The 12,417-nt window shown below is 71.0% G+C and carries 11 protein-coding genes; 3 read left to right on the forward strand and 8 right to left on the reverse strand.

Features of this window, described 5'->3' with window-relative positions; genetic code table 11:
- Positions 1–372: 372 nt before the first annotated feature.
- Genes IE302_RS00005 through IE302_RS00035 form a run of 7 tightly spaced genes read right to left on the reverse strand, consistent with a single transcriptional unit; the run spans position 373 to position 7,077 of the window.
- Positions 373–1,326: an NAD(P)H-dependent flavin oxidoreductase gene (locus IE302_RS00005; protein WP_191250449.1), complete on the reverse strand. Its 954-nt coding sequence runs from the start codon at positions 1,324–1,326 to the stop codon at positions 373–375.
- Positions 1,323–2,924, reverse strand: a complete 1,602-nt coding sequence (locus IE302_RS00010; RefSeq protein ID WP_191250451.1) for an AMP-binding protein — start codon at positions 2,922–2,924, stop codon at positions 1,323–1,325. Before IE302_RS00010 ends, IE302_RS00005 begins: the two co-directional genes overlap by 4 nt.
- Positions 2,924–3,688 (reverse strand): enoyl-CoA hydratase/isomerase family protein, encoded by a 765-nt coding sequence (locus tag IE302_RS00015; RefSeq protein WP_191250453.1) that lies wholly within the window; start codon positions 3,686–3,688, stop codon positions 2,924–2,926. Before IE302_RS00015 ends, IE302_RS00010 begins: the two co-directional genes overlap by 1 nt.
- Positions 3,689–4,876 carry a CaiB/BaiF CoA transferase family protein gene (locus IE302_RS00020; RefSeq protein WP_191250455.1) on the reverse strand — a complete coding sequence of 396 codons (1,188 nt, stop codon included), beginning with the start codon at positions 4,874–4,876 and terminating at the stop codon, positions 3,689–3,691.
- The gene (locus IE302_RS00025) at positions 4,873–5,598 is read right to left on the reverse strand and encodes an enoyl-CoA hydratase/isomerase family protein (RefSeq protein WP_191250457.1); all 726 of its coding nucleotides are present in this window, start codon (positions 5,596–5,598) and stop codon (positions 4,873–4,875) included. Before IE302_RS00025 ends, IE302_RS00020 begins: the two co-directional genes overlap by 4 nt.
- The gene (locus IE302_RS00030; RefSeq protein ID WP_191250459.1) at positions 5,595–6,533 is read right to left on the reverse strand and encodes a hydroxymethylglutaryl-CoA lyase; all 939 of its coding nucleotides are present in this window, start codon (positions 6,531–6,533) and stop codon (positions 5,595–5,597) included. The genes IE302_RS00025 and IE302_RS00030 overlap by 4 nt, the downstream gene beginning before the upstream one ends.
- A gap of 58 nt (positions 6,534–6,591) precedes the next feature.
- Positions 6,592–7,077 carry a MarR family winged helix-turn-helix transcriptional regulator gene (locus tag IE302_RS00035; RefSeq protein ID WP_191250461.1) on the reverse strand — a complete coding sequence of 162 codons (486 nt, stop codon included), beginning with the start codon at positions 7,075–7,077 and terminating at the stop codon, positions 6,592–6,594.
- A 97-nt stretch (positions 7,078–7,174) separates the two neighbouring features.
- Between IE302_RS00035 and IE302_RS00040 the strand changes: the two genes are divergently transcribed.
- From IE302_RS00040 to IE302_RS00050, 3 genes are all read left to right on the forward strand, one after another.
- The gene (locus IE302_RS00040) at positions 7,175–8,512 is read left to right on the forward strand and encodes an MFS transporter (RefSeq protein WP_191250463.1); all 1,338 of its coding nucleotides are present in this window, start codon (positions 7,175–7,177) and stop codon (positions 8,510–8,512) included.
- Positions 8,513–8,617: 105 nt separating this feature from the next.
- A complete protein-coding gene (locus IE302_RS00045) occupies positions 8,618–9,451 on the forward strand; it encodes a class I SAM-dependent methyltransferase (protein WP_191250465.1) in 834 nt (277 codons plus the stop codon).
- Positions 9,452–9,500: 49 nt separating this feature from the next.
- Positions 9,501–11,459 carry a S9 family peptidase gene (locus tag IE302_RS00050; protein ID WP_191250467.1) on the forward strand — a complete coding sequence of 653 codons (1,959 nt, stop codon included), beginning with the start codon at positions 9,501–9,503 and terminating at the stop codon, positions 11,457–11,459.
- Positions 11,460–11,576: 117 nt separating this feature from the next.
- Here IE302_RS00050 and IE302_RS00055 read toward each other — a convergent pair whose 3' ends face one another.
- A complete protein-coding gene (locus tag IE302_RS00055; RefSeq protein ID WP_191250469.1) occupies positions 11,577–12,386 on the reverse strand; it encodes an SDR family NAD(P)-dependent oxidoreductase in 810 nt (269 codons plus the stop codon).
- Positions 12,387–12,417 lie beyond the last annotated feature (31 nt).

Genomic DNA, 12,417 nt, shown 5'->3' on the forward strand with positions numbered 1-12,417 from the left:
GGTCTCGCAAAACCCAGGCCTCACGAGTGCTCACCCGCCAGCAGCCACCACATCCAAGCCTGCCAAACCCGACTCGAACACACCCCATTAGGCCTCCTTGAGGGACCCAGGGTCCCTCAAGGAGGCCTTCACGGACTGCGGTGATCGCCACAATCGCCCCAGTCGCACCGGGAGTCACAACAGGCACAGGCGAGCCGCGTGAAGGCCCCCTTCCCTCGGCTCAGCCGAGGAAACTCGACCTTCACGCCTTGCCGCGGTAGCCGAAGTACATGAAGGCCCCCTTCCTTGCGATAGGCGCAAGGAAGGGGGCCTTCATGTACTTCAAGCCGCAGTGGACGCATTTAGAGGACGAAATGCGGGAAGCGGGGAGCGTCAGGGGCGGAGCCGGGCGACGGCGGCGTCGTACTCCTCGACGATCCGCCGCACGATGTCGGCCGCGGGCCGGATGTCGGTCACCAGCCCGGCCGACTGTCCCGCTTCGACCTTGCCGTTCTTCAGGTCGCCGTCGAGGGCGGCGTCTCGCAGGCTGGACGCCGTGAACGTGTCGCGGCGCCGTTCGAGGTCGGCCGCCGAGTTCTCGAGTTCGGTCATCCGGTCGGTGAAGTCGTTGGCCAGTGCGCGGATCAGGCCGAGGTCCCGGCCGACGGTGCGGGTCGACTCGATGCCGGCGGCGACGACAGCGGCCTTGTAGTCCGGATGGACGGTGGCTTCGGCGCTGGCGAGGAACCGGGTGCCGAACTGGGCGGCGCCCGCGCCGAGCGCGAGCATCGCGGCGAGACCGGCGCCGTCGGCGAGGCCTCCGGACGCCACGATCGCGGTGTCCGGCACCGCGGTGGCGACGGCGCGGGTGAGGATCAGCGTCGTCACCAGACCGGGCGGCGGATGCCCGCCGGCCTCGGCGCCGACCACGACGAGCCCGTCGACACCGGCGTCGACGGCCTTCTTCGCGTGCTCGGTTCCGGCGACCACGTGCAGGCAGGTGGTCCCGGCATCGTGGAAGCGGTCGAGGTAGCGCCGCGGGCCGCCCTGCGACGCGATCAGCACCGGCGGGCGGCGCTCGATGAGCAGATCGATCACCTCGTCGGCGCCCGCCCGGTACAGCGGCAGGTTCACCGCCCAGGGTGACTCGGTTCCGTCGGCCATTTCGTCGAGGGCGCGAGCGAGGTCCGGCAGTCGCATCGGCCCCGCGGCGACGACGCCCAGCCCGCCGGCGTTGCTCACCGCGAGCGGCAGGGCCGAACACGACGAGGCCCACGACATCCCCGCCTGCACGATCGGCAGATCGATGTCCAGCAGCGTGGTGACCGGGGTCGCGATCCGCCTCATCGGACGGTCCCGAGCAGGGTACGGGCGTGCTCCGCGAGCTGGTTCTTCCGTACCTTCGAACTCGCGGTCATGCCGATGTCTTCGAAGCCGTCGACGATGCGGAGATGGTGCGGCACCTTGAAACCCGCCATATTGTCCTTCGCCCACCGCAGCAATTCCTCTTCGGTGACCGCGCCGGGTTCGCGCAGCACGACGAACGCGAACGGGACCTCGACCAGCCGCTCGTGCGGCACCCCGACCACGGCGGCCTGCCGGACCGCGGAATGGCTGTGCAGGACGTCCTCGACGTCGGCCGGGGCGACGTTCTCGCCGCCGACGCGGATGATGTCCTTGGTACGCCCGCCGAAATGGAGCCTGCCGGAGTCGTCGAGGAGACCGATGTCCCCTGTGGACAGCCAGCCGTCGGCGTCGATCGCGGCGGCGGTCTGCCCGGGGTCGTCCAGGTAGCCCCGCATGACGTTCCAGCCGCGGACGAGGATCGCGCCCGCGATACCCGGCGCGCAGTCGTGGTCGGCATCGAGCGCGCGGATGCGGACCTCCACCCCGGGCTCGACGGCCATCGCGCCGGACGCCCGGAGCTCTTCGGGTTCCCACCAACACGACTGCGCGACGTTCGGCGAGGCCTCCGACAAGCCGTATCCGGCGACGCATTCGCGGGCGCCGAGTTCGTCGATCACCCGCCGGATCACCGTCGGTGACGCCGCGACCCAGGCGCCGCGCAGGTGGAGTTCCCGCGTCGCGCGATCGGGATGGTTGAGCAACATCATCGCGATGGTGTCATTGCCCGAAAAATGGGTGCAGCGTTCCTCTTCCAGGAGACGCAAGGCCTCCGCCGCCTCGAATTTCGCCATGGCCACCAACGTGATGGCGTGCTGCAGGCTCGCGAGCACCGACAGCGTGCTCCCGGCGACGTGGAAGAAAGGACGGGCGCTGAGGAATCGGTCGGCGGGGCGGAATCCGAGCCGGGCGCCCGAAAAGTACGCGTTGGCGCACATGCTCCGATGGGTGAGCAAAACGCCTTTGGGGCGGGAGGTCGTGCCCGAGGTGTACTGCACGAGCAGGACGTCGTCCGGTTCCGCGATGGCGGGGACGTCGGCACCGGCGGCGGCGAGGAAAGCGGACCAGGGCGTCACCCCGTCCGGCACCTCGGCGCCCAGCACCACCACCGAGGTCAGGTCGGGCAGCGAGGCACAGCGCCCGTCGGTGCCGAGGCCCAGCTCGCGCAGCATCGCGATGAAGTCGACGCGTAGCACACGGTCCGCGACGAAGAGCGTGGAAACCTTCGCCTTGGCCAGCATGTAGTGCACTTCGCTCGCGGTGCACCGGGTGTTGACGGGCACGGTGACGGCACCGAGCGAGCCGATCGCGACGAACAGCGCGACCCAGTCGGGGCCGTTGCCGAGGCAGACGCCGACGCGGTCGCCCCGCCCGACGCCGTGCGCGGCGAGCGCGGCCCTGATCCGCGCGACGTTCCCGGCGAGTTCGCCGTAGGTGACACGGGATCCGGCGGCGACGACGGCCTCGACGTCCGGCGCGGTCAGCGCGGCCCGCTCCAGCGCCTCGTGCGCGGTGAGCGGGCAGACGGTGCGCAGGTCCATCACTCTGCCTCCTCGGGAGTCGCGGCGGCGCGGAAGCGGTCGACGCCTTCACGCCAGTCGCCGGTGCCCAGATTCTGCTCGATCGCGGCCATTTCGATGCGGATGCCGCGGTCGAGGTCGGTCTCGGTGCCGAGATCCACCGCGCGTTTCGTCAGCGCGATGGCCCCGGGCGGCGCCTTGGCGATGTCCTGGGCGGTGGCGTCCCCGGCGTCGGTCAGCTCCGCCGCGGGAACGACGCGGACGACGAGCCCGAGATCGCGGGCTTCCTCCGCGCCGACGGGGCGATTGGTGAACAGCAGTTCCTTGGCGCGGCGCGGCCCGATCGCCCTCGGCAGCCGCTGGGTGGCGCCGATCGTGCCCCAATGCGGCTCGGGGAAACGGAACGTGGTGCCCTCGGCGGCGATCGCGAAGTCGGCGGCGAGGGTGATCTCGCCGCCCGAGCCGACGACGGCGCCGTGCACCAGCGCGACCACCGGACGGCGGCAGGCCGCGATCGCGGCGTAGGCGGCGAACGAGGCCGCACGCCGGCGGCGTACCCATGACGCGTCCTTGCCCGTGCGCTCCTTGAGGTCGGCGCCTGCGCAGAAGACCGGGCCCTGCCCGGAAAGCAGGACGACGCGGACCGACTCGTCGGCGTCGATCTCGTCGAACGCCTCACGCAACTGAAGGCACAGGGGCAGGTCCACGGCGTTGCGCGAGTCCGGGCGGGCGAGCTCCACCCGGGCGATCCCGGCGGTGACGTCGAGCCGGATCCGTTCGTCCACTCAGATCACTCCTTCACCGCGCAGGGCGGCGATCTCCGCGGGGCCGAAGCCCACCTCCGCGAGCATGGTCTCGGTGTCGGCGCCCAGCAACGGCGGGCTCGCCAGGTCGCCCGGCTCCGCCCCGGTGTCCCGCAGCGGCGTGCGGATCGCGGGGAACGCGCCCTCGGTCGGATGGGAGAAGGTGCCGACGACGCCGCGTGCTCGCGCGTGCGGGTCGGCCAGCGCGTCGCGGACTCCGCGCACCTCGCCCACCGGGACGTCGGCCGCGCGCAGTTCCTCGACCAGGCCGCCGCTTTCGCGTCCGGCGATCGCCGCGCGCAGCGCGTTCATCACCCGATCCCGGTGGGCGACCCGCCCGGCGTTGTGCCGGAGCGCGGGGTCGGAACCGAGTTCGTCGAGACGGAGCACCCGGCACAGCGGTGCCCAGTGCTGGTCGCTGCAGCTGACGTGCACCCAGCGGCCGTCCGCGGCTTCGAAGGCCGCCGACGGGACGCGGCCGGGGTGCTGGCTGCCGGTCCGCGCCGGATCCTCGTCGAGGGCGAACAGCCGGGCGGCGTTGAGCGCGTGCAGGCTGAGCTGGACGTCCATCATCGACACGTCCAGATGGCGGCCACGTCCGCCGGTGCCCCGGCCCGCCAGCCCGGTCAGCACGGCGATGACCACCCAGAGCCCCGAGGTCAGATCCGCCACCGGGACGCCGGTCTTGACCGGCGGGCCGTCCGGTTCGCCGGTCATCGCCATGATCCCGGACAGGGCTTGGAAGACGGTGTCGTACCCCTTGCGGGCACGGTCCGGGCCGGTCTGCCCGAACCCGGTGGCGGACACGTACACCAGACCGGGGTTGCCCTCGGCCAGATCCTCGTAGCCGAGGCCGAGCCGGTCCATGGTGCCGGGCAGGAAGTTCTCCACGACGACGTCGGAGCGGGCGGCGAGACGGCGGGCGGCGTCGCGGCCGCGCGGGTCCTTCAGATCGAGGGTCACCGAGCGTTTCCCCCGGTTGACGGCGAAGAAGTAGGCACTCTCCCCGGCGGGGAGCCGGGGTTCGAAGCCCCGGGTCTCGTCGCCGGTACCCGGCCGTTCGACCTTGATCACCGTCGCGCCCAGTTCGCCGAGGATCTGCGTGGCCATCGGCGCGGCCAGCACCCGGGAGAAGTCGAGCACGGTGAGGCCTTCGAGGGGCGGCGTCACGCGCGGAACCCCCGCATCAGGGCGTTCACGTCCTGGCCGGCACGCATGGCGGCGTCGGTCGGCAGGTCGGCGACCCGGTAGAACAGGTCTTTGGCGGCGCTCAGGGCCCGCGGCTCCACCGCAGTCCACTTGGTGGCGATCTCCAACGCGGCCGGGAGGACGTTTTCGGCCTCGACGACTTGGTTGATCAGCCCGTGTTCGAACGCTTCGGCCGCGGTGAGCAGCCTGCCGGTACTGATCAGCTCGAAGGCGAGTTTGCGGCCCAGGTGCCGCACGAGGCCGGTCATCACCAGGGCCGGGACGAGGGAGTGCCGGAGTTCCGGGTAGCCGAAGCGCAGGTCGGCGCCGGCGACGACCATGTCGGCGCCGATCGCGAGGCCCGCGCCGCCGCCGACCGCCGCGCCGCGGACCGCGGCGACGACCGGGGTGCCCATCCGCTGCATCCGGGTCTGGACCGCGGCGGTCAGCGCCGCCCGCTCCAGCACGGCACCGGGGTTTTCCGGGGTGAGGTCGGAGAACTCGGAAAGATCCGCGCCCGCGCAGAAGCCGCGGCCGTTGCCGGTCAGCACCACGGCGCGGACGCCGGGATCGAGGTCGGCGTCGTCGAGCGCGTCCCGCAGTGCCCGGGTCAGGGTGGTGTCGAGCGCGTTGAGCTTGGCCGGCCGGTTGAGGGTGAGGACCCGGACGCGGTCGTGGTCCTCGGTGAGCAGGGTTCCGGTCATCGTCGGCTTTCTCCTTGTGTGCGGGCGAAACCGGCTCGCGCGACCATGCTGTGCAGCGGGCGGCCGAGCGCTTTCTCGCAGGCGGCGGACGACTCGGCGAGCGCGTCGGGGTCCAGTCCGGTTCGGACACCCATCGCGTGGAAGAGGTCGACGAGGTCTTCGGTGCAGACGTTGCCGGTCAGCCCGGCGCCGTAGCCGATCGACGCCGGGTGGCCGCCGACCCCGCCCATCGCGCTGTCGAAATGGCGGCAGCCCGCGTCCAGCGCGGCCACCGCGTTGGCGATGCCCGCGCCCCGCGAATTGTGGAAGTGCGCGATCAACGGCAACCCCGGAAGCTCCCGGCCGAGCCGCTCGAACAGGGCGGCCACGGACTTCGGCGTCGCCACGCCGGTGGTGTCTCCCAGGGTGACCGCGTCGGCGCCGAGGTCGGCGAACCGCGCGACGTCCTCGGCGACCCGTCCCGGGTCGACAGCGCCTTCGAACGGGCAGCCGAACGCGACCGACACCACGCCGATCAGGCGGAAACGCTTGTCCGCCAACCGGATCATCTCGGCGATCCGCTCCCATTGGGCGGCGCGGGTGGTGCGCAGATTCCGTTCGGTGTGGCTCTCACTGGCCGAGACCAGCAGGCTCAGCTCTTGAGCCCCGGCGCCGCGATCCAGGTCGGCCAGCGCCCGTGTCACGGCACGGGGATTGGGGCACGTCGCCTTGAACGCCACGCCGGGCCGGCGGCCGAGTGAGGCGAGCACGTCGCTCGCGTCGGCGAACGCCGGGACCCGCTCCGGGTGGCTGTAGCTCGTGGCCTCGACGCGGGTGAAGCCCGCGCGCACGAAACCTTCCAGCAGGGCGACTTTCGTCGCGGTGGGGACGAACGACGGCTCGTGCTGCAGCCCGTCCCTGGCGAAGCACTCACAAATCGTGACCTCGTCGGTCATCGAGTCACCTCCTCCGGTGACTCCAGAACTACTAGCCGAGCGTTGATAATGTCAACACTTAGGGTTTCGTGTCACGTTCACGCTCCTCCTGTTCGATGACGAGTGCGGCGTCGGCGAGCTTGTCCAGGGCGCGTTCGAGGATCTCGGCCTCCGTGGAGCTCAGGAGGCCGAGGAAGGCGGCGTCGCGCTCGTTCGCCGCGACGATGAGACCGCGGTACACGGTGAGCCCGTCCTCGGTCAGTGCGAGGCGGGAAGTGCGTCCCGAGGCGGCCGTGCGGTTCACCAAGCCGCGCTCGACCAGCTTCGCCACCACCCGGCTCATCTGCGCTTTGTCCAAGCCGGCGCGGCGGGCGAGCCGGTTGAGCGTGAGCGTCGGGTCGGCGGCGATGAGGGCGATGGCCCGCCATTCGCCGAGGCTCACGTCGAACTCCCGGCGATAGCGCAACGCCGCCGAACGCGACAGCGCGGCCGACGTGCGGGAGAGTCGGTAGGAGAGCAGCTGGGAGATCGGGACGAGCTCGTGTCCGTCCGGCCGTTCGGTCATGCCGGGCATCCTACCCATCGAAACCCAAGTGTTGACACTATCAACACTAAAGCGCATGCTCGCGTGGTCCCCGCCGCCGACAAGGGAGTCGAAGCCCGTGGCCGATCCCAGCCCCGCCATCGAGCAGTCCGCCGTGCCGGTCGACCGCCCCGCCACCTACCGGACGATCGCGCTGCGGGTCATGCCCTTGCTCGTGATCTGCTACATCGTCAGCTTCATCGACCGGACGAACATCGGCATCGCGCAGGAGGGCCTCAAACGCGATCTCGGTTTCGGTCCCGCGGTCTACGGCCTCGGCGTGACGGTGTTCTTCGTCGGGTTCATCCTCTTCGAGGTACCGAGCAACGCGCTGATGGCGCGGATCGGCGCACGCAAGTCCCTGGTGCGGATCATGGCCTCCTGGGGTGTCGTGACCGTGGTGACGATGTTCGTCCGGGACGAGTACACCTTCTACGTGGCGAGGTTCCTGCTCGGCGTCGCCGAGGCGGGGTTCTTCCCCGGCGCGTTGTTCTATCTGTCGCGCTGGTTCCCCTCGGCGCGCCGGACCCGGATGACGGCGATCTTCTTCATCGGGGTGCCGATCTCCGGGATCGCGGGTTCGGTGATCTCCGGCGGCATCATGCACGGCCTCGGCGGTGTCGCGGGCCTGGCGGACTGGCAATGGCTGTTCCTCGTCGAGGGGATCCCGCCGATCCTGCTCGCCCTCGCCGTGCTGTTCTGGCTCGCCGACGAGCCCGAGCAGGTCCGCTGGCTGACTCCCGCGCAGAAGGCCGCGGTCCGGGCCGACCTCGACGCCGATCAGCGGCTCAAGGGAGGCGCGGGCGGTAAGCGGACCCACGTCGGCCTTCGCGAGGCGCTGAGCGATCCCAAGGTCTGGATCCTCGGGCTGTGCGCGTGCGGCGCGTACACCCTCGCGAACGCGGTTTCCTTCTGGGCGCCCAGGATCATCGCCGACGCCGGGGTGGGCGACGTGCTGAACCTCGGCCTGTTCTCGGCCGTGCCGCCGCTGGCCGGGATCGTCGCCATGCTGATCGTCGGACGGCATTCCGACCGCACCCTCGAACGGCGCTGGCACGCCGCGACGGCGTGGATCGTCGCGGCGCTCGCGATGTTCGCGATCTCCCTTTCCCACGGCAGCGTCTTCGCGGTCGTGGTGCTGCTCGCCGTCCTCGCGGCGGCGCACTACTCGGGGCTGACGGTGTTCTACTCGATTCCGTCGATCTACCTTTCGGACCGCGCTGCCGCGACCGGGATCGCCGTCGTGACCTCGATGGGCTCCTTCGCGGCCGCCGCGTCGCCTTCGCTGCTCGGGTTCATCCAATCCGCCACCGGGAGTCTCGCCCTCGGACTGCAGATCAGCAGCGGGATCGTGCTGCTGGCGGTGGTCGTCCTCCTCGTCGGGGTGCGGGCAGGCGACCTCAAGGAAAAGAAGTGAGGGGTGGGTCTTTTACGCCTTCCTGTACTTCAAGCGGGCAAGCGCCGGTGCCGAGGCCGGGATATTCCGGTGCGTCCACTGGAAAACGGCCGTAGTGTTCGTGCGGTGAACGAGCTACCGAGCGAGATCGTCGAGCATTACCGGTCGACCGACGAGGGAGCACGACTCACCGACGCGGCCGGCCGTCTCGAGTTCTCCCGGACCCAGGAGATCGTGCGACGACATCTGCCCGCCGAATCCCTGCGCGTGCTCGATATCGGTGGTGCCACCGGAGTGCACGCCGCCTGGCTGGCCGCGGACGGCCATCAGGTGACGTTGTTCGACATCGTCCCGGAACATGTCGTCGCTGCCCGGCGACTGGCCGAAAGGACACCGGGAATGACCGTGTCCATGGCCGACGCCCGCGCGTTGCCGGTGCCGGACGCGAGCTTCGACGCCGCGCTGCTGCTCGGCCCCCTTTATCACCTCACCGACCGCCAAGACCGTCTCGCGGCCTTGCGCGAAGCCGGCCGCGCGGTTCGCGCCGGCGGCTGGATATTCGTCGCCGCGATCTCGCGTTTCGCTTCGCTTTTCGACGGCCTCGCCCACGGCTTTCTTTCCGATCCGGAGTTCCGGCGAATGGTGGACGCCGATCTGGCCACCGGTCAGCATCGCAACGAAACCGACCGCCTCCAGTGGTTCACCACCGCTTATTTCCACCATCCCGAAGAACTGCGCCGGGAATGCCTCGACGCGGGACTCGGCGTGCGTGAAGTCGTGGGTGTCGAGGGACTCGCGGGCTGGCTGCCGGATCTCGCCGACCGCTGGGACCTGCCCGCGAACCGTGACGTGATTCTCCACTCCGCCAGAGCCGTCGAAAGCGAACCCGCCTTGCTCGGGCTGAGCAGCCATGTGATCGCGGTCGCCCGAACCCGTGGTGATGTCGTCGACGACGAGTGAGGTGGCGCGGTGTACCGGTCATGACCGCCGTCGGCAGGAGGAGAACACCATGGACGACACAACCGCCCACCGCGAGGTCACCGAACATCTGCGTGCCCTGCACGAACCCGCTTTCGGCCGTCCGCACGGTCTTCGCGAGCCCCACGTGACCCGGGACGGCGAACGTGTGGCGGTGACCGGCTCGGTCCTCGACGACCTCACCGGCCCGGTCAGGACCGCGCTGTACACCGCGGAGGACGGGGAACTGCGCGCGGTGTCGGCCGGGCCGGGATCGGCGCGGTGGGCGCGGTTCTCCCCGGACGGCGACGGGCTCGCGTTCCTCTCTGATCGCCACGAGGCCGGTGTGTTCCAGCTGCACCTGCTTTCGAGCGGCCTCGGTGAGGCGTCGCCCGCGCCGGAGGTGCCCGGCTCGGTTGAGTACGCCCAGTGGTCGCCGGACGGGCGCCGGATCCTGCTCGGGGTCGCCGGCCCTGGCGCGGACCTGTCCGGTGGCCAGGGCTCGGGTTCGGCCAGGCGGACGGAGCAGGATCGGCCGTCGTGGTTCCCCGAAGTGGAGGACGGCGGCGTGGACGAGGCCGCCTGGCGCACCCTCTGGATCTACACCCTTGCCACCGGCGGCCTGACCCGGTTGTCCCCGGACGGCCTCAACTGCTGGGAAGCCGGGTGGTGCGGGCCGGACCGGGTCGTCACGATCTCGTCCGGCGAGCCGGGAGAGGACGCGTGGTACGCCGCGCACCTGACCCTGCTCGACCTCGCGGGCGAGGCGCGCAAGCTGCTGGACAGCCTCGTGCAGCTGGCCCTGCCCGCCGGTTCGCCCGACGGGGCGCGGGTCGCGGTCGTCGAAGCCGCGTGCAGCGATCGCGGGGTGGTCGCCGGCGACCTGCTGCTGGTCGATCCGGACACCGGTGCGGTGCGGCGGATCGACACCGCGGGCACCGACGTCAGCCAGGTCGAATGGCTCGACGCGGACCGCCTCGGCTACTTCGGGCAGCGTCGGCTCGCCTCGGTCGCCGGGATCCTCGACGTGCCGGGTGGCTCGGTCCGGGAGGTGCTCGACACGGAATTGTCCTGTGGCGGCGGCACCTTCTACCCCGCGGGCGCGTTCACCGCGGACGGCCGGGTGCTGACCGTGCAGGACTCCTACACCGTGGCGCCCCGGCTCGTGCTCACCGGGGAGAGCGGCGACCGGGTGCTCGCCTCGACCGCCCATCCGGGTACCGACCACCTCCTCACCGTCGCGGGCGGGGCCGAGACGGTCACCTGGACCGCACCCGACGGCCTCGACATCGACGGGATCCTGTGCCGTCCGGCGGGGGAGGGGCCGTTCCCGCTGGTGGTCAACATCCACGGCGGACCCATCTGGGCGTTCCGGAACTCCTGGTCGATGCGCTACCCCTGGGTCCCGCTCCTGGTCGCGCGGGGCTACGCCGTGCTGAACCCCAACCCTCGCGGCAGCGGCGGCCGGGGACAGGAGTTCGCCGCCCGCGTGATCGGCGACATGGGCGGCGCCGACGCCCACGACCTCCTGTCCGGCATCGACGCGCTGGTCGGACGCGGGCTCGCCGACGAGGACCGGATCGGGCTGATCGGCGGCAGCTACGGCGGGTTCATGTCGTCCTGGCTTGTCACCCAGGACCGCCGCTTCGTCGCCGCGGTCCCGATCTCCCCGGTCACCGACTGGTACAGCCAGAGCTTCACGAGCAACATCGGGAGCTGGGGCACCAGCTACCTCGACGCCGACCCGGAAGACCCGGGCACCCTGGTGCACACCCGCAGCCCGGTCCTGCACGCGAGCAAGGCCCGCACCCCGTGCCTGAACGTCGCGGGCGCGCTCGACCGCGCCACGCCGCCGGGGCAGGCCCGGGAATTCCACCAGGCCCTGCGTGCCCATGGCGTGCCCTCGGCGCTGGTGATCTATCCGGAAGAAGGCCACGGCGTGCGGGCGTTCCCCGCGCAGATCGACCTCCTCACCAGGATCCTGCGGTGGTTCGACCACTACCTGCGCTGACGGGAGCGGTGCCAAGTCCGTGAAGGACTCCTTGAGGGACCCAGAGTCCCTCAAGGAGTCCTTCACGGACCGGTGCTCCGCGGGCGTGAGTCCATTGTGGACGCGGTTGGGGCGGTGCTAGCGGGTCGGTGCGGAAAGTAGCGCGCTGAAGTCGCTTTCCAGTGCCGGGAGGAAGTCGGCGAGGTTGGGCAGCACGTAGAACTGGTCCTCCTGGATGGCCGTGACCGCCATCCGGGCGACGTGCTCGGCCGCCATGCCCTCGTGATGCGATTCGCGCGCGTGCCGGGCCAGCGCGGCCGGGCCGTCGGCCAGCCGCTCGACCTCGCCCGGCCGTGGCGTGTGCGGGTCCATGTTGCTCACCACCGGGCCGGGGCACAGCAGGCTCACTCCCACCGCCGTCTCGGCGAGCTCGGCCCGGAGTGACCTCGTCAGCCCGACGACCGCGTGCTTGGCGGCGGTGTAGGGGGCGATGTAGGGCACTTGGGTCAGGCCGCCGACGGAGGAAGTGTTGATCAGGTGGCCCGGCTCCTCGTGCGCGAGCAGCCGGGGCACGAAGGCGCGGATCCCGTGCACCACGCCCCAGAACGCGACGTCGAGCACCCACTGCCAGTCCTCCAGTGGGACCTCCCAGGACAGGCCCATCCGTGAGACGCCCGCGTTGTTGCAGACCACGTGCACCGCGCCGAACTCGGTCTCCGTCGCCTCGGCGAACCGCTCCACGGCCTCGGGGTCCCGGACGTCGGTGGGCACGACCAGCGCCTGCCCGCCGAGGGCGCGCACCGCGTCGGCGGTGCCCGCGAGACCGGCGGTGTCCACGTCGGCGATCGCCACGCGCATCCCCTGTGCCGCGAGCTCGACGGCCAGTGCCCGCCCGATGCCGCTCGCCGCGCCGGTGACGGCGGCAATTCTTCCTCGCAATTCCCGCATGATTTCTCCCTGTATTGGCGCGAAGTCCCCG

This window comes from Amycolatopsis oliviviridis, assembly GCF_014654365.1.
Lineage (GTDB): Bacteria > Actinomycetota > Actinomycetes > Mycobacteriales > Pseudonocardiaceae > Amycolatopsis > Amycolatopsis oliviviridis.

What these genes read in the sequence shown, in the direction of transcription:
- IE302_RS00010 (WP_191250451.1), bottom strand. Translation starts at nt 2,924, where the DNA reads ATGGACCTGCGCACCGTCTGCCCGCTCACCGCGCACGAGGCGCTGGAG.
- IE302_RS00035 (WP_191250461.1), bottom strand. Translation starts at nt 7,077, where the DNA reads ATGACCGAACGGCCGGACGGACACGAGCTCGTCCCGATCTCCCAGCTG.
- IE302_RS00050 (WP_191250467.1), top strand. Translation starts at nt 9,501, where the DNA reads ATGGACGACACAACCGCCCACCGCGAGGTCACCGAACATCTGCGTGCC.
- IE302_RS00025 (WP_191250457.1), bottom strand. Translation starts at nt 5,598, where the DNA reads ATGACCGGAACCCTGCTCACCGAGGACCACGACCGCGTCCGGGTCCTC.
- IE302_RS00030 (WP_191250459.1), bottom strand. Translation starts at nt 6,533, where the DNA reads ATGACCGACGAGGTCACGATTTGTGAGTGCTTCGCCAGGGACGGGCTG.
- IE302_RS00005 (WP_191250449.1), bottom strand. Translation starts at nt 1,326, where the DNA reads ATGAGGCGGATCGCGACCCCGGTCACCACGCTGCTGGACATCGATCTG.
- IE302_RS00055 (WP_191250469.1), bottom strand. Translation starts at nt 12,386, where the DNA reads ATGCGGGAATTGCGAGGAAGAATTGCCGCCGTCACCGGCGCGGCGAGC.